This window comes from Agromyces badenianii (assembly GCF_003070885.1).
GTDB lineage: Bacteria > Actinomycetota > Actinomycetes > Actinomycetales > Microbacteriaceae > Agromyces > Agromyces badenianii.
This window is the reverse complement of record NZ_CP028913.1, coordinates 2,048,734-2,072,613: the sequence shown is the minus strand read 5'-3', so window position 1 is coordinate 2,072,613 and position 23,880 is coordinate 2,048,734. Positions and strand designations below refer to the sequence as shown.

The following is a 23,880-nucleotide window of genomic DNA, read 5'->3' as shown; positions in this document are numbered from 1 at the left end:
GAGACGAACACCGCACCGCTCGTCGGCGTCGTGATGGGCTCCGATTCCGACTGGAACGTGATGCGCGAGGCATCCGCGCTGCTCGATGAGTTCGGCGTCGCGCACGAGGTCGAGGTCGTCTCGGCGCACCGCACGCCCGAGAAGATGATCGCCTACGGCAAGAATGCCGCGGGCCGCGGGCTCAAGGTCATCATCGCCGGTGCCGGGGGAGCGGCGCACCTGCCGGGCATGCTCGCATCGGTCACCACCCTGCCCGTCGTCGGCGTGCCGGTGCCGCTCTCGCGACTCGACGGCCTCGACTCCCTGCTCTCGATCGTGCAGATGCCGGCCGGCGTTCCCGTCGCGACCGTCTCGATCGGCGGCGCGAAGAACGCCGGCCTCATCGCGGTGAAGATCCTCGCGACCGCAGACACCGCCCTCTCCACCGCGCTCGCCGACTACGCGACCAGCCTCGCCGCGCTCGTCGAGGAGAAGAACGAACGGCTCAAACAGAACCGATGACGCTCGCCGCCAGCCCGATCCGCTACCCGGATGCCGCCTCGCGCACGGTCATGACCCGTCGCGCGTGGTGGCTCGTCGTGCTTAACTTCCTGATCCCCGGTGCGCCCCAGGTGCTCGCCGGCAGTCGGCGCCTCGGTCGCTTCGGGCTCGGGGCGACGCTCGTGCTCTGGACCCTCGCGATCGTGGCCCTCGTCGTCTGGCTGCTGTGGCCGGCGACCTTGTACACGGTGTTCTCGACCACGATCACCCTGTGGGTCGTCGCCGCCCTGCTGGCGTTCTACGCGGTGCTCTGGGTGATCCTGACCCTAGACACGCTGCGGCTCGTGCGGCTCGTGAAGACCGCACCGTCGGCCCGGGCGTGGGTCGCCGGGCTCACGACGCTCGTGATGGTCGCACTCTCCGGCACCGCGGCGTACGGCGCCTACGTCGCGACGACCGCGAGCGGGTTCCTCTCATCGGTGTTCGTGGCCGGGCCATCGAAGGAACCCGTCGACGGCAAGTACAACTTCCTGCTCCTCGGCGGTGACGCCGGGCCTGATCGCGACGGGCTGCGCCCCGACAGCATCAGGGTCATCAGCGTCGACGCCGAGACCGGGCAAGCCGTGACCATCGGCCTGCCTCGCAACATGGAGGATGTGCCGTTCCCCGAGGGCACCTCGCTCGCGGAGCTGTATCCCGAGGGTTACGGGTCGATCGACGGCTGCGAGGTCGACGTCTGCCTGCTGAACTCGATCTACACCGAGGTCGAGCTGATGAGCCCCGAGATGTACCCCGATGCCGTCGCGCAGGGCAGTGAACCCGGCATCGAGGCGATGCGGGATGCCGCAGAGGCGATCACCGGGCTCGAGATCCAGTACTACGCGCTCATCGACATGGCGGGCTTCCAGCAGCTCATCGATGCGCTCGGCGGCGTCACCGTCACGGTGCCCGAAGACGTGCCGATCCACGCCGACGAGACATTCACGACGGTCGCCGAGTGGATTCCCGCGGGGGACCAGCACCTCGACGGCTATCACGCGCTCTGGTACGCGCGTTCGCGCCATGGCACGAGCGACTACGACCGCATGGCCCGTCAGCGCCAGATCCAAGAGGCGGTGCTCGCGCAGTTCAACCCCGCGAACGTGCTCTCGAAGTTCCAGGAGATCGCTGCCGCGGGCTCTCAGGTCGTGAAGACGGACGTTCCGCAGGGCAGTCTCGGCTACTTCGTCAACCTCGCAGGCAAGACGAAGCAATTGCCGATCGTCGACGTCGAGCTCGTCCCTGAGAACGGCGTGGATCCGGAAGATCCCGACTACGAGTACATCCGCCAGCTCGTGCAGCAGGCGGTGTATCCGCCGTCGCCTGAGCCGACCGAGGAGTAGGGGCGGGCGCCGGTCTCCGGCTTCGCTGAACGGACCCGAGGCCGGGGCAGGCCGATCAGAGGTCGGCGTGCAATTGCCACATGCGCTCGGCGGAATCCCGCCAGCTGAATGCGCGGCTCCGATCGCTGCCGGCGATGGCGAGCTGCTCGGCGAGCCTCGAATCGGTGACCACCGAGGTGATGGCGGCCGCGAGTCGATCGCCGTACCCGTCGCCGACCCCGACCGGCACCGCGAGACCGGCGCCGGCCGAGACCTCGAGGTATGCCGGGGCATCCGAGTGGATGACCGGCGTCGCGAGACTGAACGCCTCGATCACGGCCGTGCCCGAGCCTTCGACGTGGCTGGGGGCGATGAAGGCGGTGGCGCCGGCGATCACGACCGCGAGATCGGCAGCGTCGAGGTCGTCGAGCCGCGTGATGCGCGCGGGCGAGATGCCCTGTTCCTCGGCGACCGTGATGAGATGCTGGTCGCCCCAGCTCTCGGGCCCCAGCACGACGATCGGAATCTCGGGCACTCCGCGCCGGCTCAGTGCTGCGAGCACGTCGACGAGTCCCTTGCGGGGCTCGAGTGTGCCCGGCACCGCGAGGTATTCCGACGGGAGCCCGAGCCGCGCGGCACGTGTCGGCGCATCGACGCCGACCGCGAGTCCGCCCCGCGGGGCCGTGCCGATGACGCGGATACGGTCGCCGAAGTCGGCGATCTCGGCGAGTCGCTCGGCGAGCGCGTGCGTGGGCACCACGACCGCGTCGGCGTGCTTGCGCGCGCGCTTCAGCATGCCCTTCTGCCAGGCGACGGAGGTCGTACTGAGGGCTTCTGGATGGGTCCACGCGAGCACGTCGTGCACGGTGACGACGATCTGGCTGCCGTCGACCGAGCGGTCGTGCCGGCGCAACGGCGCGAAGAGGCTCGGTGCGTGGATGATGCCGGGGCCTGGTGAGGTCGTGAGGCCCAGTTGCCAGGCCCCGGCGAGTTCGCGCCGGGCCAGGGTCGTCTTGTACAGCCCGGCGAGCCCCGGCAGTTCCGCGAGCACGCGGTCGTAGTCATCGGGGGGCGACGACGACACGATGCCCTCGACCGCGCAGTTCCGGGGAGTGGCCGCGATGATCGCACTCGTGAGGTCGCGGGTGTACCCGCCGAGTGCGCCGGGCACCGGGGCGATGATCTGGTCGACGATGACGCGGAGGGTGGTGGTCACGTGGCTCCTTTCCGTTCGGGCCGGGCTCTGCTTTCGCCCGACGACGAAGTCAGGTGATCAGGCGCTTGAGCCATCCGGGAATCATCCCTCGTCGGCGAATGAGACCGTGCAGTGTGCCGGTGCAGATCGCGAGCACCTGTGCGAGGCGCTGCGGGCCGCTCACCATCGAGACGATCATTCCACCCATCTCGCGCTTCACCACGCTCGCGACCCACCTCGGACGCTTTCCGACGTAGCGGAAGATCAGGTCGATGTTGTTCCGGGCGATGTAGTACCGGCGGAATGGCGAGTGGTACTGGTAGGTCGCGAGGCGACCATTCGCGTGTCGCATCGGGATGCCGAACGGACGAAGCTCCGCGCGTCGGCCGATCGAATGGCGGATATCGGTGCCCTCTGCGACCGCGATCCGAAAACCCCGGTCGCGAATGCGAAGGCAGAACTCGGTGTCGACGCAGTCGATCACCAGGCGCTCGTCGAACAGGCCCGAGACCTCGAGACATTCCCGGCTGATCACGAAGCCGGTCTGAATGGCTTCGGGAACGAGCCCGAACCCCTCGGGTGAAACCCAGGTGGGCAGGGCCGGTGCGCCGTTCACGGCATCGACGCAGACGACGCCGAGTCGTGTCACGGGGTTGGCTCTCGCGAACTGCGCGAGCGCGGTCTCGACATAGCCACTCGGCAGATCGGTGTCCTGGTCGAGGTTCACCACGTAATCACTGCCGCCGGCGAGTGCCAGCCGTACGCCCGCGTTCAACGCCGCTGCGATGCCGGCGTTGCGAGGCAGTCGCTCGACGACGAATCCCTCAGCCGCGATGCCGTCGAGGAAGGCGTCTGCGGAGGGACCGGATCCGTCATCGACGACGATGACCTGATCGACTTGTCTCGCCAGTGCGTGAAGTCTCGCTCGGACACCGGGATCGGGGTGGTAGGTGGGCACGACGGCGGTGACGCGTTCGGAGGCCGGGTTCGAGGTCGAGCTCTCACGGGGCGGTCTCGTCGAGGGCATTAGGCTAGTTTACGACCGCCGACGAGAGGATGAGATCCACGTGAGTGACGCCCAGAGCACGCGATGGCCCGAGACGCGGCCCGACGTCGGCGTGAGCGTCGAGGCCGTGCTCGCCGAGGAGCGGCTGGAATTCACCGATCGCATCATCGGTCTCGAGCAGCAGGTCAAGGAACTCCAGGCCGCCAGTCGGCTGTCGCCGAGCGAGGCCGTTGCTGTGGAGGCGAATCTCGCCGGCATGAAGTCATCGCTGACGTGGCGTGCCGGGCGCGTCGTGACCCTGCCCGTGCGCGTCCTCCGCGTCGTCAAGCGGCGCGTGCTCGGATGAGCGTCGCCGACGCCGCGCTCGCGGCTCGCGTCGAGGGGTGGATCGACTCCGCCGGCCGCTCGCCCGAAGATGTCCTGCGTACCGCACAATCCGTGCTCAGCGCCGGGTTCGATCCCGCGAACGTATTGATCGTCGTCGATGATGCGGCCCTCGAAGACACCTCCGAGATGATCGCAGCCGCCGAGTCCATCGGCGTCGGGATCCTTCACGCCGACGCACCATTGCTGAACGCGCGGCTCGCCGAGAGCACGGCCGAATTCCTCTTCGTCATCCGATGGGGCGTGGTCCTCGCAGATCTCCTGCCGAAGGTCGTCGGTTTCCACGACCGCTTTCCGGCGGTCGCCCTCACGTACGGCGACTCGGTTTCGGAGGCCGGACACCCGTTGCTCAGGCCGCTGTTCTCGCCCATCCGGCTTCGGAGCAACGACTACCTCGGCCCTGTGGTGACGTCGCGGATCGACGAACTGCGAGCCATCGGAGGCTTCAGGTCTGAAGCGCGCCGTGCGCAGCTGCTCGATCTCGCGTTGCGGGCCGGCGCTGCAGGGTGGGAGATCGCGCTGAACCCTGCCGTTCTCGCCACTGAGGACCTCGCACCCGGCGACTTCGCCGGCACCTCGGCCGCCCAGAACGCGGTCGTCAGCGCCCACCTCGCCGAGATCGGCGTGGATGCCGCGGTCGACGAGATCAAGCCGTTCATACGGCGCGTCCGGTACGCGATCGTCGATGCACCACTCGTATCGATCGTGATCCCCACTCGAGGAGGCGCCGCGAGCATCGCCGGCACCGATCGAGTGCTCGTCGTCGAGGCGATCAAGGGCATCGTCGAGCGGTCCACCTACCCGAACGTGGAGTTCGTCGTCGTCGCCGACCGAGAGACGCCCGACTCGGTCGTCGAGCAACTCGAGCAGCTCTGCGGCGACAAGCTTCGACTCGTGCTGTGGGATGCCCCGTTCAACTTCAGTGCGAAGATGAACCGTGGTGCCGTCGCTGCGTCTGGCGAGTACCTGCTGCTCTTGAACGACGATGTCGAGGTCGTCACCGATGACTGGATCGAGACCTTGCTCGGTCTCGCACAGCAGGAGGGCGTCGGCATCGTCGGGGCGCAGCTCTACTTCGAGGACAGCACCGTGCAGCACGCCGGGCAGGTCTACACGGGCGGTGTCGCCGGTCACGCGGCGTTCGGATGGGCAGGCGGGCGGGATGACGCGATCAAGTCGATGGCGACGGATCACGAAGTCTCCGGAGTCACCGCAGCATGCGCGCTCATCCGCCGGGACGTGTACTTCGAGGTGGGCGGCTTCACGCGCGAATTACCCGGCAACTACAACGACGTCGACCTCAACATGAAGGTGCGCTCGAGCGGTCGGTCAGCGGTGTTCAGTCCGTGGGCGCGCCTGTATCACTTCGAATCCAAGTCGCGTGATCCGCGCATTCTCGAGTCAGACCTCACCACGCTCCAGAGTCGGTGGTCGCGACGCATGCAGGTGGAGCTTTATTCGCGCATGATGTGAGGCACGACGCCGGGCGCTTCCTGTGAGGGCGGCGGTCCAGGCGTCGCCGGTAGCCCGTTCAGTCGCGGGCGAACACGCCGCGCGCAGTCGCCTCGGTGAGCGCCTCGCGCCAGTCGCGCATCGGCGAGAGGTCCGCCGACTCCCACGCCTCGTGTCCGAGCACCGAGAACGCCGGTCGCGGCGCCGGTCGGACGAAGGCGCTGCTGTCGGTCGGGGTGATCCGGTCGGGGTCGAGCCCGTTCTCGGCGAGCACGGCTCTGGCGAAGTCGTACCAGCTCGTACGACCGGAATTGGTGCCGTGATAGATGCCACGAGGTGCATCGGCGTCGAGGAGTGCGAGCACCTGGCGCGCGAGGTCACCCGTCCAGGTGGGTTGACCGATTTGGTCGTCGACCACCGACCAGGACTCCCTCGACTGCGCGATCGCGAGCATCGTCGCCGCGAAATTGGGGCCGTGTGCGCCGTAGAGCCAAGCGGTTCGGACCACGTACGTGGCGCCGGGGTTCGCATCGAGGGCGAATCGTTCGCCGGCCGCCTTCGTGCGGCCGTAGGCCGAGATGGGATCGTACGGCGTCGATTCCGCATACGGCTCGGTCGCCGACCCGTTGAACACGTAGTCGGTCGACAATTGCACGAGTCTTGCGCCCGCTCCGTTCGCCGCGATGGCCAGGTTGCGCGCACCGACGGCGTTCACCGCATATGCGTCGTCCTCGTGCGACTCCGCATCGTCGACCTTCGTGTACGCGGCGCAGTTGATCACGACCTGATGGCCCTGCACTGCCGCGGCAACCGCCGCGGCATCCGTGACATCGAGGTCGGCGCGGCCGAGTGCGGTGACTTCGCGGTCGTCAAGGGCGGATTGCAGGTCGCGCCCGAGCATGCCGTTGGCGCCGGTGATGAGGTAGCGCATGGCCTTACTGCCCCTGGGCCTGGTAGCGCGCCTCAGTTGCGTCCTTCTGCGGCGCCCACCACGATTCATTGTCGCGGTACCAGTCGATCGTGTCGCGGAGGCCCGCCTCGAAGTCTGAGAACTCGGGGCTCCACCCCAGCTCGGTGCGAAGGCGGGTGGAATCGATCGCGTAGCGCAGATCGTGGCCGGGACGGTCGACGACGTGGTCGTAGCCGTCGGCCGGCTGTCCGAGCTGCGTGAGGATGAGTTCGACGACCTCTTTGTTGTTCTTCTCGCCGTCGGCGCCGATGAGGTACGTCTCACCGACCACGCCCTTCTCGAGGATCGTGAGCACGGCCGATGAATGGTCGTTCGCGTGGATCCAGTCGCGAACGTTCTCGCCTGCGCCGTACAGCTTGGGGCGTTCGCCGCGGAGCACGTTCGTGATCTGGCGCGGAATGAACTTCTCGACGTGCTGGTACGGACCGTAGTTGTTCGAGCAGTTCGAGATCGTCGCCTGAACTCCGAAGGATCGGACCCAGGCGCGAACGAGCAGGTCGCTGCCTGCCTTCGTCGACGAGTACGGGCTCGAGGGGTTGTAGGGCGTCTGCTCGGTGAACTTGGCGGGATCGTCGAGCTCGAGATCTCCGTAGACCTCGTCGGTCGAGATGTGATGGAAGCGGATCGAGTGCTTTCGAGCCGCCTCGAGAAGGGTGTAGGTGCCGATGATGTTCGTCTCGAGGAACGGTCGCGGGTCGTCGAGGGAATTGTCGTTGTGGCTCTCCGCCGCGTAGTGCACGACCGCGTCGTGCTCGGCGAAGAGCGTGTCGACGAGCGCAGCGTCGGCGATATCTCCCTGCACGAAGCTGAACCGGTCTTCGGGCAGTCCGTCGAGCGACGCGAGATTGCCCGCGTACGTGAGCTTGTCGAGCACGGTCACCGTGTGATCGGTATTCGCGAGCGCATAGTGGACGAAGTTCGAGCCGATGAAGCCGGCGCCGCCGGTCACGAGGATTCTCATGAGTTTGGATATCTCCTGACGATGAGTGAGGCGGAACGAGTCTATCCGGACCAAGTTGCGCACGGCCGTCGAGCTGGGGGCACCCAACGCATAGGCTGGTTCGCAGAGCGACCATGAACGAGGATGCCCATGACGACGCGCGACGATGAGGCCGCCCATCGATGCGCTGTGACGCCGACGCCCTTGTGGCTCAGCTCGGCCTCGTATTGGCAGCCCGCGCACATCGTGACATCCGCGTGGCTCGAGCACGCACCCTTCGCGTTCTGGCTCGTCGACGTCATCCGGCCGCACCGCATCGTCGAACTCGGCACGCACTACGGCTTCTCCTTCTTCGTATTCGCCGAGGCGGTCCGCCGGCTCGGTCTCGACACCGAGGTGATTGCGCTCGACACCTGGCGAGGCGATGATCACGCCGGGTTCTACGGCGACGAGGTCTACGGCTCCGTCAAACACGTCGCCGAAGCCGAGTACGGAGATTCCGCGCGCCTGCTGCGCGGGTACTTCTCGGAATCACGCGATCGTGTCGCCGATGACTCCGTCGACCTCCTTCACATCGACGGTCGTCACGGCTACGAGGACGTGAAGGCGGATTTCGAGTCCTGGGCCGGAACCGTCCGGAGCGGCGGAATCGTTCTCTTCCACGACATCGCCGAGCATGATCGTGACTTCGGAGTGTGGAGGCTCTGGGAGGAACTCTCCTCGGCACATCCGTCGTTCACGTTCACGCACAACCACGGGCTCGGTGTGCTCTCGCTCGGGCCGATCACGCACCAGGCGTTGCGGTCGATCTTCGATGCCGACGACGACGAGACTGCGCGGATCCGTGCGACGTACGAACGGCTCGGCACTCGGGTGACACGTCAGGCAGAGTTGGAGGCGATGCCTGCGGAGATCAGTTCGCTGCACGACGTGGTCGGCTCGCTCGTGGGGGAGATCTCGCATCTGACGTCGGTCGTCGAGCAACGGGACCAGGTGATCGAAGAGTATCGCCGGAGCACCAGCTGGCGACTCACTCAGCCTCTTCGCGCTCTGGGCGGCGTCCTCGGGCGACGATCGCGCTGACGCGGTCGAAGATGCGGGATGCATCCCGCCCAGCGACGGTCGAGTAGGCTTGTGTCCTGTGCAGATCCGCGAACTCAGCATTCCCGACAGCTACGAGATCACGCCCACGCAGTTCCCAGACGATCGTGGCGTGTTCTTCGAGTGGTATCGCTTCGACCGACTCGCCGAGACGATCGGTCACCCACTCGCTCTTGCGCAGGGCAACAGCTCCGTCTCGAAGCGGGGAGTCGTACGCGGCATCCACTTCGCCGATGTTCCGCCGAGCCAGGCGAAGTACGTCACCGCCAACCGTGGTGCCGTACTGGACTTCGTGATCGACATCCGGGTCGGTTCGCCGACGTTCGGTGAATGGGACTCAGTGCTCCTCGATGACGTCGATCGACGGGCGATCTACATCGCTGAAGGCCTCGGGCACTGCTTCGTCGCACTCACCGATGATGCGACCGTGAGCTACCTCGTCACCTCGACCTTCAACGCTGAGCGAGAGCACGGGATCGATCCGACCGACCCGGATGTCGGTCTCGTGTTCCCCGAGGCCGCCGGTGACCTGCTGCTCTCACCGAAAGACACCGCGGCGCCCGGCCTGCACGAGGCTGCTGCCTCCGGCCTGTTGCCGACATGGGCGGCGGCCCGGGCATACTACGACTCACTGAACGCGAAGGACTGACATGCGCGGCATCATCCTCGCCGGCGGCTCCGGCACTCGGCTGTGGCCGATCACCAAGGGCATCTCGAAGCAACTGATGCCGATCTACGACAAGCCGATGATCTACTACCCCCTGTCGACGCTGATGATGGCCGGGATCAAGGAGATCCTGATCATCACCACTCCCGAGTACAACTCGCAGTTCCGTGCCCTGCTCGGGGACGGTTCTGACCTCGGAATCTCCATCGAGTACGCAGTGCAACCGAGCCCCGATGGGCTCGCGCAGGCATTCATCATCGGTGAGGAGTTCATCGGCGACGATTCGGTGGCGCTCGTCCTCGGCGACAACATCTTCCACGGAACCGGACTCGGCTCAGCACTGCGCGCGAACGCGAACATCGACGGTGCCGTGATCTTCGCGTACCAGGTGAGCAACCCGACCGCGTACGGCGTGGTCGAGTTCTCGGAGGACAACACCGCCATCTCCATCGAGGAGAAGCCGGCAGTGCCGAAGAGCAATTTCGCGGTTCCGGGACTGTATTTCTACGACAACTCGGTCGTGCAGATCGCGAAGACCATCGAGCCGAGTGATCGTGGCGAGCTGGAGATCAGCACGGTCAACGAACGGTACCTGCGTCAAGGCAAGCTGCACGTTCAGGTGCTGGATCGCGGAACGGCGTGGCTCGACACCGGCACATTCGAGTCGATGATGCAGGCTTCGGAGTACGTACGCGTGATCGAAGACCGCCAGGGCTTCAAGATCGGATGCATCGAGGAGATCGCCTGGCGTGCCGGGTGGATCGATGACGACGAACTCGAGGGACTGGCCGGACCTCTTGTGAAGAGCGGGTACGGTGCGTACCTGCGGCACCTGATCGCCCGCTAGTCGGCTCTTGAGCTTCGAGCGCGACGCTCCGCGAGCCGGGAGCGCATTCGGAGGCCGATCAGCAACGGCGCGCGCAGGGGCCAGTATGCCCGACCAGGGTATTTCTTCTCCACGAAGCGCGCGGCACTACGGTGATGGGCGCGGATCATCGCCGAGGATTCCGTCGTGGTCGAGTGGCCCCCTGAGTGCGTGACCTGCGCCGCAGGGACGTACCGGTTGCGCCAGCCAGCTCGGCCCAGACGGTACCCGAGATCGACGTCTTCGAAGTACATGAAGAAGTCCTCGTCGAAGCCTGCGATATCTTCGAAGGCGGTGCGTCGCACCAGCACGCACGAACCTGAGAGCCAGCCGGCGTCTCGTGCTTGGTCGGTCGCCTGCGACGAGTGATAGCGACGCGTCCAGGGGTTGGACGGCCAGATGCCGCTGAACAACGCGTGTCCGACACCGGTGCGGAGACTTGGAACCGACCGCGCGGACGGATACAGCGTGCCGTCGTCGTTCAGGATCATCGGACCGATGGCGCCGATGCGATCGTCAGCGATGCCGGCCTCGAGCATCAGATCGATCGCATGATCGTGGAACAGCACGTCGGGGTTCGTGACCATGATCCACTCGACCGACGGCGGCAGCTTGCGAACCAGGGCATTGATGGCTCCGCCGTAGCCGGGATTGTCGGGCAACGGCGTGTATCGACCGCCGGCACGGACGACTGCATCTTCGGTGCCGACGGCGGTCGGGAGGTTGTCCGCTACTGTCAGCAGCGTGGGATGCTGGGTCGCGCGGCGGACGCTTCGGAGCATGCTCGCGATCTCGCTGGCGGATCCGTAGCTGACGCTGAGGATCGCGATGATCGGCCGAGCGGATGCGGGGGTGCTCATCGCGCCGTCGTCGGCGCCACCGACCCGAGGGGAGCGAACTGCACCATTCCCGCTCCGAAGGGGTCGTCCGCGTAGTCGAGGAAGCCAGCAGGTTCGAGCAGGGTGATCGGTTCACCCTGTGTGGTCGTAGCCCCGGCGCTGATCACCAGCCGCTTCGTGCCGAAGTTCGTCGCTGGCAGTTCGAACCGCACGTCGTACTCGCCGGGTTCGGTGGGAAGCGCGAGATCGAGGCCTTCGGAATTGAGCCGGTAGACGGCCTGCCCGAGCGGTGTCTGCAGTGTGAAGCCGGTGATCCACTCGACCGAGGAGTTCACACGTGCATGAACGGTGATGTTGAGGTCGGTGCCGCGTTCGAGCGGCGAGGTCCCGAGCGGCTGATCGCCGTGGGTGGTGGCGGTGACGCCGAGGATCTCCACCGCCGGATGCGCCGCCACCTCGACGGTCTCAGCTGCCAGGCGATCGCGTTCGTATCCCTCACGGAGGATACGGATGCCGGAGCCGACGTCTCCGTCGTGCACGACAACGCCGCCTTCGAGGACGACCGTGCGGGTGCAGACATCGGCAACCTGCTCGGCGGAGTGGCTGACGAGGACGATGGTGCGCCCCTCTTTCTGGAACTGCCGGATCTTGTTCATGCACTTCAACTGGAAGGGCTCGTCTCCGACGGCGAGCACCTCGTCGACGAGTAGTAGGTCGGGGTCGGAGTGCACGGCGACGGCGAACGCGAGTCGCACGTACATCCCCGACGAGTAGAACTTGACCTGTGAGTCGATGAACTCCCCGATGCCCGCGAACTCGACGATGTCGTCGAAGACGGCATCGGTCTGCGCGGTCGTCATCCCGAGGATCGCGGCGTTCAGGTAGACGTTGTCGCGGCCGGAGAGGTCGGGGTGGAATCCCGCACCGAGTTCGAGGAGCGCAGCGACCCGCCCTCGCCGGAAGACGGCGCCGGATGTGGCTTCGATGATGCCGCCGATGACCTTCAGAAGCGTGCTCTTGCCCGAGCCGTTGTGACCGATCAGTCCAACGGTCTCCCCGAGTGCGATGTCGAGGGTGACATCGTCGAGTGCGAGGAACTCGGAGCGCGACTTCGAGCGCGACCCCCAGTACAGGACCCGGTCCTTGAGCGACTTGTCCTTGTGCAGGACGAAGCGTTTCGAGACGTTCTCAGCGCGGACGAGCGGCTGGTCGGTGATTGTTGTCATAGCTCCTGCGCGAAGTTGGCCTGGAGGCGAGAGAAGATCCGCTGCGCGATCCAGAGCAGTATCAGGCAGATGCCCGTCGCAACCAGCATGCGCAGTGCGAGGTCATCAGGCCAGTACTGAGTGGTGTCGGTCGTTCCGGCCATCCACATCGCCTTCTGCATGCCGAGAACGGCGAGCGTGACGGGGTTGGCGAGGTAGAGCTGCTCCCAGATGGTGCCGCCGATCGCGGTGTGGACGAATCCGACCGAGTAGACGATGGGCGAGGCCCAGAACAGCACGAGCAGCAGGATCTCGACGAGGTGCTGGACATCGCGGAGGTACACGTTGAGCGCGGACAGGACGAGTGCGAGGGCGGTCGCGAACACGAGGATCAGCGCGACCGAGAGCGGGAGGTAGGCCAGATCGGCGTGGATCGGCGGTCGACCGAGCACCAGGGTCGCGACGATCAGGATGCCGAACTGCACCGCGAAGTTGAACAACGATGCGCCGACGGCGGCGAGCGGGAAGATCTCGCGCGGAAGGTAGACCTTCTTGACCAGGCCCGAGTTGTTGACCACGGAGTTGGTTCCGGCGGTGATGATCTCGGAGTACAGGGCCCACGCCGTGAGACCCGTGAAGACGAAGATCGCGAAATCGGGAATCGAACGCGCGGCACCGAGGAACTGGCCGATGGCGACGTAGTAGATGAGGAGTTGAGCGAGTGGGCGCATCAGCGACCAGACGATGCCCAGGCTGCTGTTCTTGTACTTCGCTCGGATCTCGCGACTGATGAGGCGACCGAGAAGCTCGCGCCGCCCGAACACCTCGATGAACGAGGACCAAGTGCCTCGCGCGAAGGAGGCGTCCCGTCCGAGTCGCTGCAGAGGCTCGGGCACCGTTCGTACGGGGCCGGCCGCGCTCTCTTCGCTCATCTGTCCTTCACATTCAGTCAATCGGGATCTCAACGATCCTACCGAGTCATCCCTGATCAGGTGCCGCGTGGGCCGCGTGCTCCGCGGGCGCAACGCGGAAGGAGTGTCGCTGGCCCCGATCGATGTGTTCGTGTCCTATTCTGAACGTGCTTCGCGGGGGCTGCGGCGCATTTCTTGGGAGGCGGGGACCGTTGACGATCAGGACCAGAATCGCGTGGGCGTTCTTCGCTGTGCTGGCTGTCGTCGGTGGAACGATCGTACCGATCGCAGTCGCGCCCGCACCTGCCGCGGCGGTGACCGGCTCGGAGTTCGACCCCGGGTACATCATCAGTGACGCCAACTTCTACAACGGCTCTGCCATGTCGGAGGCGGAGATCCAGCGATTCTTGGAGCAGAAGGTCGGGAGTTGTGCGAACTCGAACTGCCTGCCGCGGTACACGGAGACCACGCCGACGCGGACTTGGAGCTTCGGCACTTGTTCGACGTATCAGGGAGCGGCTGGTGAATCAGCGGCGCGAATCATCTTCAAGGTGCAGCAGGCTTGCGGTCTGAGCGCCAAAGTGATCCTGGTTACGCTCCAGAAGGAGCAGGGCCTGATCACCGATTCCGCACCGTCCGATGGGGTGATGCGGAAGGCGATGGGATACGGATGCCCCGATACGTCCTCCTGTGATTCCACCTATTACGGCTTCTTCAACCAGGTGTTCGCCGCCGGTCGGCAGCTGACCTGGTACACCAACCCCGGAGGCTCGTTCACCTCGATTCGCATCGGCGAGGTCAACGCGGTGCGATACCACCCGAATGCAGCCTGCGGCACGAAAGACGTGCGAGTGCAGAATAAGGCGACTGCTGCGCTCTACTACTACACGCCGTATACCCCGAATGCAGCGGCGCTCAACAATCTCTACGGCACCGGGGATGCGTGCAGCGCATATGGCAACCGCAACTTCTGGCGCATGTACAACGACTGGTTCGGCTCGCCCACCGACACGGTTCGCAACAACCCGATCGGGAACGTCGAGCTCGTCGAGCCGAAGCCGGGCGTGTTCCGGGTGGCAGGCTGGGCCATGGACCCCGATACGTCGGCATCCCTGTCGATCCACGTGTACGTCGGATCGGTCAGCTCGGCGCACCCGGCGAACCTGCCGCGTGACGACGTTGCCGCGGCCTACGGCAACGGCCGGCTGCACGGCTTCGACGTGTCCGTTCCGGCACAGGGCGAGGGCAACACGTCGATCTGCGTGTACGCGATCAACGTGGGGCCCGGCGGAAACCTCCTGCTCGGCTGCTTCCCCCGCACGGCGAAGAGCGGTTCGCCGGTGGGCGCCCTGACCGAGGTCAAGACGACCACGTCAGGCATCCAGGCGATCGGATGGTCCCTCGACCCCGACACCGTCGAGCCGTCGACGATCCACATCTACGTCGACTCGGTCAGCGCGGCCTATACGGCCAACGCGGCGTCCACGGCCATCCCCGGCCAGTACAGCGAGTACGGGACCAAGCACGGCTTCAGCCAAACGGTTCCGGCGGCTCCGGGAGCGCACACCGTTTGCGTCTACGGCATCAACTCCGGGCCGGGCGGACACGTCCAGTTGGGCTGTATGCAGGTGGTTGTCCCCGACCCGTCCGGACTGAGTGAGAAGGGCCGCGCGCCCGTCGGCAACCTCGAGGTGATCAAGGGCGGCGTCGGCCAGGTCGAGGTGTCCGGCTGGGCCATCGACCCCGACACGGCCGCATCCATCCAGGTGCACGTCTACGTCGACTCCTTCAGCATGGCCGTCGTCGCGAACGGTGAACGTCCGGATTTGGCGGCCGTCTATCCCGCGAACGGGACGAAGCACGGATTCGGAGCGACCATGCCGGCGTCGCCGGGTACGCACACCGTGTGCGCCTACGGCATCAACACGGCGGCGGGCGGGAATTCGCTCCTCGGCTGTCGCGTGGTCCAAGTGACGGCCCCGATCGTGGAGAAGGGGCGCGTGCCGATCGGGTACCTCGAGGGTGTGAGCGTCGACGCGACGGGAGTGACCGCATCGGGTTGGGCAATCGACCCCGACACGGCGGCATCCATCCAGGTGCACGTCTACGTCGACTCCTTCAGCGTCGCGACGACGGCATCGCTCGACCGTGCTGACGTCGGGGCCGCATACCCCGGGTACGGGGCCGCGCACGGATACTCCCAGCAGGTTCCTGCCGCCCCCGGGCCCCACAGCGTATGCGCCTACGGCATCAACACGGGACCCGGCGGTCCCGCGCTGCTCGGCTGCACGACGGTGATCGTGCCCGGGCACTACATCAACGATCTCGGCCGTGCGCCGTTCGGCGGCCTGGAAGCCGCGATCGCCAAGCCCGGTGCGATCGACGTCGGCGGATGGGCCATCGACCCCGACACGTCGGCGCCGATCGCCGTCCACGTCTACGTCGACTCGTTCAGTGTGGGTATCACCGCCAACCTCGCTCGAACCGACGTGGGCAACGTTTACCCGGCGTACGGGCCGACGCACGGATTCTGGACGACGGTCACGACGACAGCCGGGACGCACAACGTCTGTGCGTACGCGATCAACAACGGTGCAGGCGGAAACGTCCTGCTGGGTTGTACGACGGTCACGGTTCCCTGACCCGAGACGACGAAAGCGACGCACGTACCACCGGAGTGGTGCGTGCGTCGCTTTCGTCGTGAGAGGGCGCCTCAGACGGGCCAGTCGACGGTATCCGTCAGGTGGGATCCTCCACCTTCGAGCGCCTTGACGTCGTGATCGACCATGAGCTCAGCGAGTCGGGGAGTCGTGACGGAAGGGGTCCATCCGAGCTCGCGCTCGGCGAGTCCGTAGTCGCCGACGAGGGCGTCCACCTCCGTCGGTCGGATATAACGTTCGTCGAACCGGACGTACTTCTCCCATTCGAGCCCGACCCGGGAGAAGGCGAAGGAGAGGAAGTCGCGCACTGTGTACGCTGTGTTCGTAGCAACGACGTAGTCCTGCGGCGTGTCGTGCTGGAGCATCCGCCACATCGCCTCGACATACTCGGGCGCGTAGCCCCAGTCGCGCACGGCATCGAGGTTGCCCATGTAGAGCTCGCTTTGCACTCCGGCGGCGATCCGCGCAGCGGCGCGTGTGATCTTCCGGGTCACGAAGGTCTCACCGCGGCGCGGCGACTCGTGGTTGAAGAGGATGCCGTTCACGGCGAAGAGCCCGAAGGCCTCACGGTAGTTCTTGGTCATCCAGTAGGAGTAGACCTTCGCGGCACCGTAGGGGGATCGTGGGTAGAATGGCGTCGACTCATTCTGCGGCGGCGGGGTCGCGCCGAACATCTCCGAGCTGCTCGCCTGGTAGTACCGGCTCTCCAGCCCGGCGAGCCTCATCGCCTCCAGGAGGCGGGTCGTCCCGAGACCCGTGGTGTCGCCCGTGTACTCGGGCTCGTCGAAGCTCACCCGCACGTGGGACTGCGCTGCGAGATTGTAGATCTCTTGGGGTCGGATGCTGTCCATCAACGTCACCAGGCGCGAACCATCGGTCAGGTCGCCGTAGTGGAGTGTGAGGCGATGGTCGGGGTCGTGCGGATCCTGGAAGAGGTGATCGAGGCGGACTGTATTGAAGGTGGAGGCGCGGCGGATGAGGCCGTGCACCTCGTAGCCCTTCGACAGCAGCAGTTCAGCGAGGTAGCTGCCGTCCTGCCCGGTGATTCCGGTGATGAATGCTCTCTTGGGTTCCATGTCAGATCGAATGGCTTTCTGTCCGGGGCCGCCGCTCACCGCAGGCGCCATGGCGCGCGGAGAGTGACCACCGTCATAGGTTGTCGAAGACCTCGGCGAGGATGCCGATCTCGTCGTCGATGGGGAAGTGGTGATTTCCGACGAACAGGCCGTCGTCGTGGATCCGGTCGGCCGCGGGGAGTGCGTCGGGCACGATCGCGTCGAGGTGGCGCATGACGGGATTGCGGGTGAAGTTGCCCGCGACGATCGGCCTGCTCTCGATCCCGGCAGCGGTCAGCGCCCGGACGACCTCAGATCGGCGACCCGACAGCGGGCCCTCGAGCACGAGGGCGAACCCGAACCAGCTGCTCTCGCCGTTCTCCTGCTGAATGCGCACGTTGTCGTTGCCGGTGAACGCCTCCGTGAAGCGAGTCGCGTTGCGGCGCCGCTCCTCGACAAAGCCCGGCAGTTTGCGGATCTGCTGGCGCCCGATGGCGCCCGACATCTCGAGCGGCCGCACGTTGTAGCCGGGCAGCACGAACCGGAAGAGGTCGTCGAAGCTGTCTCCGGTCTTCGGGTGTACGAGGTTGTCGAACGGCAGCTCACGTGTCCACCCATGCGCACGCAGAGAGACGGCGGCCTGGTGGACGTAGTCGTCATCCGTCACGACCAGCCCGCCCTCCATTGTGGAGATGTGGTGAGAGAAGAACGAGCTGAACGTTCCGGCGATGCCGAAGGTGCCCGCCTGCTTGCCGTCGATGGAGGCACCGAGGGATTCGCAGTTGTCCTCGATCAGGATCAGTCCGTGCTGAGCGCACAGGGCGGCCAGGCCGATCAGGTCTGCCGGGTTCCCGAGCAGGTTGACGGCCAGCACGGCCTTGGTCGCCGGCGTGATCGCGGCCTCGACGGCAGCGAGATCGATGTTGAGCGTGTCGAGGTCGACATCGACGAAGCGCAGCCGGAGGCCCAACTGCTGGACGGGGTAGTAGGTCGTCGCCCAGGAGACGGCGGGGACGATGACCTCATCACCGGGATTCAGGTCGATATGCGGAGCCGTCACGAGCGCGGTGAGCGCGATGAGGTTGGCGCTGCTGCCCGAGTTGACCATCACGGCGTGCCGGCTGCCGACGGAGGCCGCGAACTCCTCCTCGAAGGCCCTGACCTCGGGTCCCATGGTGAATCGGCCGCTCTCGACGACGCGCTGGATGGCGTCGTATTCGTGGGAATCCCACGTCGTCGTTGCCAGCGGGAATCGGATGGATGACATCGTTCAGCCTGCGCTTTCCGTGGTTGCGAGTGAATCCAGGTACGCGTCGTAGGAGGCCGTCATGCCGTCCTCGAGGGACGTGGTCGGGGTCCAGCCGAACGTCGCCGCGACGGACGAGTCCATGAGCTTCTGGTGCATGCCGGCCGGCTTCGAGGGATCCGTCACCAGCTCGCACTCGTAGTCGACCGCTGTGAGCGCTGCCCGGTAGTAGTCGAGGATGCTGTGGTCCTCGCCCTTGCCGACGTTCATCAGAGCGGGCCATTCTGCGAGCCGATCGAGGTTCTCGACGAGCCACCCGGCCAGGTCGCCCACGTAGGTGAACTCGCGACGCGCGGTTCCGTCTCCCCACACGTCGATGGATGATGCGCCGCTGGTCTTGGCCGCATGGGCCTTGGCGATGCTGGCCGCGACGAGGTGACCCCTCTGGAGGTCGAAGTCGTCATTGGGGCCGTAGAGGTTCGAGGGGATGATCACGCGGTAGGCGTGTCCGAACTGGCTGGACACGTACTCGCAGAATCGCGCGGCGGCGATCTTGGAGATGGCGTAGCCCTCGTTCGTCGGCTCGAGAGGGGCGGCCAGGACGTCGGACTCGACCAGCGGCTGGCGGTAGTCCTTCGGATACATGCACGAGCTGCCGAAGTAGACGAACCGCTCGACGGACGAGTCGAGCGACGCGCTCAGGACGTTGGAGTCCAAACGCAGGTTGTCCATCAGGAATCCGGCAGGGTCGGCCATGTTGGCTGCGATACCGCCGACGCGGGCGGCCGCGTGGATGACAGCGTCGGGCCGAACGTCTGCCATGATGCGGCGAACCGCTTCGGCATCCCGGAGGTCCCCGTCGGCGCGGGTGACCGGAATCAGTTCGTCCTGACGGCCGATTCTGGTCCAGGCATCAGCTATGGACCGGGCGAGCATGCCATTGCCGCCGGTGAGAAGTACGCGCATTCCGTCGAGAATAGTCGATGAGGCAACGGCGCGGGGCGGGCGGCCTCCCGGTGCTCACGCTGCAACGGCCTGTAGTGTGTGGATCTGCACTTCCCGAGACACATCGGCCTACCGACGCGTCCGTTCCACGTCCCCGATCCCCGTGAGGATGCCCGCACGACGATGACCGACGGATCAGAGCGAGACCACGACGCCCCGGCCGAGGGGGGCGGGGGACACCTCAGAACTCACGCCAAGGGACTCTCAGCGATCGCGATCGCGACGATCGTCGGCGTGCTCGCCTCATTCGTATTCCAGATCGTCAGCGCGAGGTACCTCGCCCCCGCCGAGTTCGGCCTGCTGGCGGCGTTCTTCGTCGTCGTCAACGTGGCGGCCATCGGGAGCTCATCGCTGCAGAACCTGGTGACGGTGCACACGGCCTCCGCTCTCACGACGGATGGAGCCGAGAAGCGATGGCATCGGTGGCCGGTCGACGCGCTCGTCCTCGGGGGGATCGGCCTCATCGTCGTCGCAGCGTTGTCGCCAGTGCTGGCGCAATCGCTCGACACACAGGTCTGGGTGATCCTCGCGGCGGCGGCGTGCATCCCGCTGAGCTTCCTCTTCGCGCAGTACCTCGGGTTGCTCCAGGGATCGGGCCGAGTGGCTTCCGCCGTGTGGTGGTCGACGCAGTCCCTGGTCATCCGAGTCGCCCTGACCTTCCTCGTCGTCCTCATCGGGCTCGGGTTGTCCGGTGTCATCGGGGCCGTCGTCGCTGCGACCCTGGTCGCCCTGATCGGGGCCTGGTGGGCCGCTAGGAACATCCCCCGACCGGTCCAGGGCGCTTTCTCGGCCGCCGGCCTGACCATCATCGTCCTGACGGTCTCGTTCGCCTGGCTGACCAGTTCCGACGTCCTGCTTCTGCGGGCCGGTGCGTCCGAGACGCTCGCCGGCCAGTACGCGGCCGTGGCAGTGCTGGTGAAGGCGGCGTTCCTCCTGCCATCCACCCTCTCGCTCTACCTGCTGCCGCGTTTTGTTCGAAACCGCGACAACCCCCGGCTGATGCGACTCGGCGTCCTCGCCACGGCGGGCCTGGCCGCAGTGACCGGAATCGCCCTCGTGCTCTTCTTCCTGTTGTTCGGGCCATTGGTGATCTCCCTGCTCTACGGGTCGGCCTACGAGCAGGCGGCCGAGCTCCTCGTGCCCGTGTCGCTCGCCTACCTGCCGTGGATCGTCGCGCAGGGCATGCTCATCCGGATGACCGCGTCCGCCTCCAAGGTGGCCGCGACGGTGTTGGTACTATCAGTTGCCGGTCAGTGGATCGCGTTCACGTCGGTGATCCCCGATGTCGGAGCGCTGCTGGTCTCGCAGGCGGTGATCGGCTCGGTCGTCCTGATCGCCTTCATCGCGGTCGAGTTCGCTCACGCGCGGACAGCTTCACAGGGAGAGAATAGATGAGTCGTGTCGGTGACGACGGTGTTTGTGGCTACGTTATGGGCGGGCTGGGCAACCAGCTCTTCATCCTGGCGGCCGCATGGGAGCAGTCGAATCGGCTCGAGTGTCCGCTGTACCTCGACGTCTCGCACTTCTCGGTGCAGGGGACGCACCGCCTCGGCCTGCAGGCCATCGACCATCCCGGTCGGGTTCTGACGCCGTCGGAGAGTTCCTGGCGCGCGCTGCGCCTGAACGCGGAGCGGGTGTTGCCCGTGCCGAAGCGACCATGGGGGCGCACGTTCTTCGAGCGCGACGGCGATGCCTACCAGTCCACCATCGACGCGATCCGTCCCGGCACCACGCTCTTCGGCTACTTCCAGTCGCCGAAGTACTTCGAGGGTATCGAGTCCGACATCCTGTCGAGAATGCTGGCGGTCGATGAATCGACCCGGGAGACCGAGATTATCGGGGAGTTGGCGCGGCGCGACGTGATCACGCTGCACCTCCGCCGGGGCGACTACCTCGACGTCTCTCCCGACCGGCAGTTCGTCGCGACGGTCGCCTATGCGCAGCGAGCCATCCGGCAATTGCGCAGCCAGGGAGTCGACCTGCCTGTGCGCGTGTTCTCCGATTCGGTCGACCTCGTCAAGACCGAGCTGTCCGGTTCCGACGGCGAGTTCGAGTTCGTGGAGGACGGCGTCCTCGGGACCTGGGCGACCCTCAAGGCAATGGCCCTCGGCAAGGCGATGATCATGAGCAATTCGAGCTTCAGCTGGTGGGCGGCCGCCCTCATGCAGCACCAGGGTGGTCGCGACGTGCCCGTCGTCGCGCCGCGCCCCTGGACCCAGACAGGCACGGCCAAGTCCGACTTGCTCAAGCCGGAGTGGATCGCGTTGGACGCCCGATAAGGCGACGTCAGCCGACTCGGCTCACCGCGATCCCGCGAGCGAAGAGGTCGTCCACGATGATGTCGGATGGAGACGCCCCAGCATCGGGGTCCACGACACGGTGGGACTCGTAGTCGGACAGGAATTCCCTCAGGACGCCGAAGTCCCAGCCCGACAAGACGACGTTGGTGCCGATGCCTTCGGCGCTCTCGGTCGTCTTCCGGTGGACGAGAGTCGGCGTACCGACGACCGCGGACTCCTGCTGGATACCGCCGGAATCCGTCACGATGAATGTGGCTGAGCGAAGCGCAGCCACGAATCGGCCGTGCTCGAGTTTCGGCATGACGACGAACCTCTCGAGACCGAGCTCCTCGATGGTCTGGACGACGGCGTCCTGCGAGTACGAGTCCACGATGACGCGGAGTTCGACCGGGCTGTGTGCGTCGAGTGTCTCGAGCGTCTCCCGCACGAGAGCCCGGTTCGAGATGAACTCGAAACGGTGGAGGAGGACCAGGCCATAGGGTACCTCCGTCTGCTGCTCTCCCGTACGCGTGTCGAGGACCGCGTCCTTAGCCGTGTTTCCGTGCGTGTTCACGACGTTCTTCCGGCCGGCGAGGTTGTGCGCGGCCTCCGCCGACGGCACGTAGTGGATGTCGGCGAGGCGGCCGACGATGCGACGGTCGAGTTCCTCCGGGAAGGGGTGGCGCCAGTTGCCCGACCGGAGGCCCGCTTCCACATGGGCGACCGGCACCCTGAGGCGGCGCCCGATCAGCGTTCCCAAGACGGTGGTGACGGTGTCGCCGTGGACGATGACCGCCGATCCCTTCGGCAGGGTCTTGCGGATGCCCCGGATGTTGGCCAGCCCCCAGCGGAAGACGGTCATTACCCACCCCACCATCTGGAGAGGCGAGGTCAGCGGTTCTCCCTTGTTCCCGTTCGCGATGACCCGGTCCGGCTCGGGAAGGCCGAGCTGGGGGATCACCTTGCGCAGGGACTCGGTGTGCTGCTGCGTGATCCACTGCTGGTACGGGACTCCCCGTTCGCCGAGGCGCCGGGCAACCGGGGCGATCTTGATCGCCTCGGCCGTCGTTCCGTAGATGAAGATGATCATGCGGTCTCCTGTTCGCTGCCACCGGACTCCGATGACGAAACGTGGCGGGTGAATTTCGCTCGATGCACGACGATCCCGCGAACCAGCCCCGCCCAGAACGGCACGACGAAGACGGGAAGGTAGCACGTGTAGGCGAGCAGGCTCCGCTTCGGGCACCGGTTCACCGCTGCCGGGACGAGGGGGAGCAGGGCGAGGGCGACGATGATACCGAGAAGCCAGAGCGCCCCCGCCCCGCGCCCGAGGATCGCGAGCGCCGCCACGGTCAGTGCCGCGACCGGCGGGAGCAGCGCGAGCAGGATGAGCACGGCGGAGCGGGCGAGGGTCGTACCCGCGTAGCTGTCAACGAAGAGGGTCCCGCGCAGGAAGGAGTGCGAGGCGAATCCGCGAACGGTCGTGCGGGGCCGGTATGTTGCCGAGAAGCCCGGGTCGATTCTGATCGGGTGGGCTTCGGCTATCCAGCGCAGCACCGTGGTGTCGTCGGACATCAGGGAGGCATCGCCGGACGGCCAGGACGCGCGGAAGGCGTCTCGCAGTACCCGGGTCGGCGCGAGGAACATCGTCGTCCCCTTCGGCGCGGAATCGAACGTCTCCTTTGTGATATCCATAGGGCGCGGATCACGAAGATATCCGCCCCAGAATATGTGGGTGGGAACGTCCCAGAACAGACCGACGAGCGGTGCGTCCGGCGCCATCCGTACGTGCGCATTCCACGGCCGGGGCGCAACTGCCCCTCCGAGGTCGTTGAAGACGTGCGACAGCGCAGTCGAATCGATGAGCACGCGGGAATCGAGGAGCAGCGTCAGCTCCGCGCTCGCGCGGTCGATTCCCTCCCACCGTGCAAGGAATCGTCCACGGTTGGGCTGCTGCACCAGTTCCACGGCCCCGGGGAACGACATAGCCGCCCGCCGCACAGTATCCGCAGTGTCGTCGGTCGAGCCGTCGTCGACGACGATCACCTGCACCGCGATCCGTGCGGCCTCGATCGCGCTGGCCAGGGCCACGAGGGTGCTAGGAAGCCAGGGCGCAGAGTTGAATGAGGGAATGACGACGCTCAGTGCGGGCCGGTTGTCATCGCCGTCCGCAGGGCTCACCGGCTTGACGCCGCGCGTGCCGCGAAGGAGCACCCGGTCGCCGGGTGAATCCGGCTGAGAGGTCGCGGCCGATAGCAT

General features: G+C 66.2%; 22 protein-coding genes. 10 read left to right on the top strand and 12 right to left on the bottom strand.

Annotation, left to right across the window (positions count from 1 at the left end):
• Nucleotides 1-33 precede the first annotated feature (33 nt).
• Nucleotides 34-501 carry a 5-(carboxyamino)imidazole ribonucleotide mutase gene (gene purE, locus DCE93_RS09830; RefSeq protein ID WP_108596693.1) on the top strand — a complete coding sequence of 156 codons (468 nt, stop codon included), beginning with the start codon at nt 34-36 and terminating at the stop codon, nt 499-501.
• Complete coding sequence (locus DCE93_RS09825; RefSeq protein WP_108595733.1) at nt 498-1,862, top strand: LCP family protein; 1,365 nt, start codon at nt 498-500, stop codon at nt 1,860-1,862. Before purE ends, DCE93_RS09825 begins: the two co-directional genes overlap by 4 nt.
• A 55-nt stretch (nt 1,863-1,917) precedes the next feature.
• On the opposite strand, the gene DCE93_RS09820 is transcribed toward DCE93_RS09825, so the two are convergent.
• Entirely contained in the window at nt 1,918-3,057 is a 1,140-nt protein-coding gene (locus DCE93_RS09820) for a glycosyltransferase (protein WP_108595732.1), read from the bottom strand.
• 49 nt (nt 3,058-3,106) lie between these two features.
• Nucleotides 3,107-4,063, bottom strand: a complete 957-nt coding sequence (locus tag DCE93_RS09815) for a glycosyltransferase (RefSeq protein ID WP_108595731.1) — start codon at nt 4,061-4,063, stop codon at nt 3,107-3,109.
• Between the two features lie 40 nt (nt 4,064-4,103).
• On the opposite strand from DCE93_RS09815, the gene DCE93_RS14435 reads away from it, so the two are divergent.
• Complete coding sequence (locus DCE93_RS14435) at nt 4,104-4,388, top strand: hypothetical protein (RefSeq protein ID WP_146184978.1); 285 nt, start codon at nt 4,104-4,106, stop codon at nt 4,386-4,388.
• A complete protein-coding gene (locus DCE93_RS09810) occupies nt 4,385-5,899 on the top strand; it encodes a glycosyltransferase family 2 protein (protein ID WP_146184977.1) in 1,515 nt (504 codons plus the stop codon). The genes DCE93_RS14435 and DCE93_RS09810 overlap by 4 nt, the downstream gene beginning before the upstream one ends.
• Before the next feature lie 58 nt (nt 5,900-5,957).
• Here DCE93_RS09810 and rfbD read toward each other — a convergent pair whose 3' ends face one another.
• Both rfbD and rfbB read right to left on the bottom strand, forming a co-directional pair.
• Nucleotides 5,958-6,809, bottom strand: a complete 852-nt coding sequence (rfbD, locus tag DCE93_RS09805) for a dTDP-4-dehydrorhamnose reductase (protein WP_108595729.1) — start codon at nt 6,807-6,809, stop codon at nt 5,958-5,960.
• Between the two features lie 4 nt (nt 6,810-6,813).
• On the bottom strand, nt 6,814-7,809 hold the full coding sequence (gene rfbB, locus DCE93_RS09800) for a dTDP-glucose 4,6-dehydratase (protein ID WP_108595728.1): 996 nt from the start codon (nt 7,807-7,809) through the stop codon (nt 6,814-6,816).
• A gap of 129 nt (nt 7,810-7,938) precedes the next feature.
• On the opposite strand from rfbB, the gene DCE93_RS09795 reads away from it, so the two are divergent.
• The 3 genes from DCE93_RS09795 to rfbA are packed head-to-tail and all read left to right on the top strand — an operon-like array spanning nt 7,939 to nt 10,403.
• Nucleotides 7,939-8,871, top strand: coding sequence for a class I SAM-dependent methyltransferase (locus tag DCE93_RS09795; RefSeq protein WP_108595727.1), 933 nt, complete (start codon nt 7,939-7,941; stop codon nt 8,869-8,871).
• Nucleotides 8,872-8,929: 58 nt separating this feature from the next.
• A complete protein-coding gene (locus DCE93_RS09790; RefSeq protein ID WP_108595726.1) occupies nt 8,930-9,538 on the top strand; it encodes a dTDP-4-dehydrorhamnose 3,5-epimerase family protein in 609 nt (202 codons plus the stop codon).
• A 1-nt stretch (nt 9,539) separates the two neighbouring features.
• Nucleotides 9,540-10,403 carry a glucose-1-phosphate thymidylyltransferase RfbA gene (gene rfbA, locus DCE93_RS09785; RefSeq protein WP_108595725.1) on the top strand — a complete coding sequence of 288 codons (864 nt, stop codon included), beginning with the start codon at nt 9,540-9,542 and terminating at the stop codon, nt 10,401-10,403.
• Here the strand turns inward: rfbA and DCE93_RS09780 are convergent.
• The 3 genes from DCE93_RS09780 to DCE93_RS09770 are packed head-to-tail and all read right to left on the bottom strand — an operon-like array spanning nt 10,400 to nt 13,397.
• Nucleotides 10,400-11,281: a glycosyltransferase family 2 protein gene (locus DCE93_RS09780; RefSeq protein WP_108595724.1), complete on the bottom strand. Its 882-nt coding sequence runs from the start codon at nt 11,279-11,281 to the stop codon at nt 10,400-10,402. The two genes, rfbA and DCE93_RS09780, sit on opposite strands and share 4 nt — an antisense overlap.
• Nucleotides 11,278-12,486 carry an ABC transporter ATP-binding protein gene (locus tag DCE93_RS09775; protein ID WP_108595723.1) on the bottom strand — a complete coding sequence of 403 codons (1,209 nt, stop codon included), beginning with the start codon at nt 12,484-12,486 and terminating at the stop codon, nt 11,278-11,280. Before DCE93_RS09775 ends, DCE93_RS09780 begins: the two co-directional genes overlap by 4 nt.
• Nucleotides 12,483-13,397, bottom strand: coding sequence for an ABC transporter permease (locus DCE93_RS09770; protein WP_108595722.1), 915 nt, complete (start codon nt 13,395-13,397; stop codon nt 12,483-12,485). The genes DCE93_RS09775 and DCE93_RS09770 overlap by 4 nt, the downstream gene beginning before the upstream one ends.
• A gap of 626 nt (nt 13,398-14,023) precedes the next feature.
• Between DCE93_RS09770 and DCE93_RS09765 the strand changes: the two genes are divergently transcribed.
• Complete coding sequence (locus tag DCE93_RS09765) at nt 14,024-16,018, top strand: hypothetical protein (RefSeq protein WP_146184976.1); 1,995 nt, start codon at nt 14,024-14,026, stop codon at nt 16,016-16,018.
• Nucleotides 16,019-16,089: 71 nt separating this feature from the next.
• Here DCE93_RS09765 and gmd read toward each other — a convergent pair whose 3' ends face one another.
• The 3 genes from gmd to DCE93_RS09750 all read right to left on the bottom strand — a co-directional run bounded on the left by gmd (nt 16,090) and on the right by DCE93_RS09750 (nt 19,303).
• Nucleotides 16,090-17,112 carry a GDP-mannose 4,6-dehydratase gene (gene gmd / locus DCE93_RS09760; RefSeq protein ID WP_108595720.1) on the bottom strand — a complete coding sequence of 341 codons (1,023 nt, stop codon included), beginning with the start codon at nt 17,110-17,112 and terminating at the stop codon, nt 16,090-16,092.
• Nucleotides 17,113-17,185: 73 nt separating this feature from the next.
• Complete coding sequence (locus DCE93_RS09755) at nt 17,186-18,358, bottom strand: DegT/DnrJ/EryC1/StrS family aminotransferase (protein WP_108595719.1); 1,173 nt, start codon at nt 18,356-18,358, stop codon at nt 17,186-17,188.
• A 3-nt stretch (nt 18,359-18,361) separates the two neighbouring features.
• Nucleotides 18,362-19,303, bottom strand: coding sequence for an NAD-dependent epimerase/dehydratase family protein (locus DCE93_RS09750; RefSeq protein WP_108595718.1), 942 nt, complete (start codon nt 19,301-19,303; stop codon nt 18,362-18,364).
• A 162-nt stretch (nt 19,304-19,465) separates the two neighbouring features.
• On the opposite strand from DCE93_RS09750, the gene DCE93_RS09745 reads away from it, so the two are divergent.
• Nucleotides 19,466-20,737, top strand: a complete 1,272-nt coding sequence (locus DCE93_RS09745; RefSeq protein ID WP_108595717.1) for an oligosaccharide flippase family protein — start codon at nt 19,466-19,468, stop codon at nt 20,735-20,737.
• Nucleotides 20,734-21,621: an alpha-1,2-fucosyltransferase gene (locus DCE93_RS09740; protein WP_108595716.1), complete on the top strand. Its 888-nt coding sequence runs from the start codon at nt 20,734-20,736 to the stop codon at nt 21,619-21,621. Before DCE93_RS09745 ends, DCE93_RS09740 begins: the two co-directional genes overlap by 4 nt.
• Before the next feature lie 7 nt (nt 21,622-21,628).
• Here the strand turns inward: DCE93_RS09740 and DCE93_RS09735 are convergent, their stop codons facing one another.
• Nucleotides 21,629-22,711, bottom strand: coding sequence for a UDP-N-acetylglucosamine 2-epimerase (locus DCE93_RS09735; RefSeq protein ID WP_108595715.1), 1,083 nt, complete (start codon nt 22,709-22,711; stop codon nt 21,629-21,631).
• Nucleotides 22,708-23,880: a glycosyltransferase gene (locus DCE93_RS09730; RefSeq protein ID WP_108595714.1), complete on the bottom strand. Its 1,173-nt coding sequence runs from the start codon at nt 23,878-23,880 to the stop codon at nt 22,708-22,710. Before DCE93_RS09730 ends, DCE93_RS09735 begins: the two co-directional genes overlap by 4 nt.

What these genes read in the sequence shown, in the direction of transcription:
- DCE93_RS09750 (WP_108595718.1), bottom strand. Translation starts at nt 19,303, where the DNA reads ATGCGCGTACTTCTCACCGGCGGCAATGGCATGCTCGCCCGGTCCATA.
- DCE93_RS09770 (WP_108595722.1), bottom strand. Translation starts at nt 13,397, where the DNA reads ATGAGCGAAGAGAGCGCGGCCGGCCCCGTACGAACGGTGCCCGAGCCT.
- DCE93_RS09775 (WP_108595723.1), bottom strand. Translation starts at nt 12,486, where the DNA reads ATGACAACAATCACCGACCAGCCGCTCGTCCGCGCTGAGAACGTCTCG.
- DCE93_RS09795 (WP_108595727.1), top strand. Translation starts at nt 7,939, where the DNA reads ATGACGACGCGCGACGATGAGGCCGCCCATCGATGCGCTGTGACGCCG.
- DCE93_RS09815 (WP_108595731.1), bottom strand. Translation starts at nt 4,063, where the DNA reads ATGCCCTCGACGAGACCGCCCCGTGAGAGCTCGACCTCGAACCCGGCC.
- DCE93_RS09810 (WP_146184977.1), top strand. Translation starts at nt 4,385, where the DNA reads ATGAGCGTCGCCGACGCCGCGCTCGCGGCTCGCGTCGAGGGGTGGATC.
- DCE93_RS09730 (WP_108595714.1), bottom strand. Translation starts at nt 23,880, where the DNA reads ATGCTATCGGCCGCGACCTCTCAGCCGGATTCACCCGGCGACCGGGTG.
- rfbB (WP_108595728.1), bottom strand. Translation starts at nt 7,809, where the DNA reads ATGAGAATCCTCGTGACCGGCGGCGCCGGCTTCATCGGCTCGAACTTC.
- DCE93_RS09780 (WP_108595724.1), bottom strand. Translation starts at nt 11,281, where the DNA reads ATGAGCACCCCCGCATCCGCTCGGCCGATCATCGCGATCCTCAGCGTC.
- DCE93_RS09755 (WP_108595719.1), bottom strand. Translation starts at nt 18,358, where the DNA reads ATGTCATCCATCCGATTCCCGCTGGCAACGACGACGTGGGATTCCCAC.
- DCE93_RS09765 (WP_146184976.1), top strand. Translation starts at nt 14,024, where the DNA reads ATGCGGAAGGCGATGGGATACGGATGCCCCGATACGTCCTCCTGTGAT.
- rfbA (WP_108595725.1), top strand. Translation starts at nt 9,540, where the DNA reads ATGCGCGGCATCATCCTCGCCGGCGGCTCCGGCACTCGGCTGTGGCCG.
- rfbD (WP_108595729.1), bottom strand. Translation starts at nt 6,809, where the DNA reads ATGCGCTACCTCATCACCGGCGCCAACGGCATGCTCGGGCGCGACCTG.
- DCE93_RS09740 (WP_108595716.1), top strand. Translation starts at nt 20,734, where the DNA reads ATGAGTCGTGTCGGTGACGACGGTGTTTGTGGCTACGTTATGGGCGGG.
- gmd (WP_108595720.1), bottom strand. Translation starts at nt 17,112, where the DNA reads ATGGAACCCAAGAGAGCATTCATCACCGGAATCACCGGGCAGGACGGC.
- DCE93_RS09735 (WP_108595715.1), bottom strand. Translation starts at nt 22,711, where the DNA reads ATGATCATCTTCATCTACGGAACGACGGCCGAGGCGATCAAGATCGCC.
- DCE93_RS09825 (WP_108595733.1), top strand. Translation starts at nt 498, where the DNA reads ATGACGCTCGCCGCCAGCCCGATCCGCTACCCGGATGCCGCCTCGCGC.
- DCE93_RS09745 (WP_108595717.1), top strand. Translation starts at nt 19,466, where the DNA reads ATGACCGACGGATCAGAGCGAGACCACGACGCCCCGGCCGAGGGGGGC.
- purE (WP_108596693.1), top strand. Translation starts at nt 34, where the DNA reads ATGGGCTCCGATTCCGACTGGAACGTGATGCGCGAGGCATCCGCGCTG.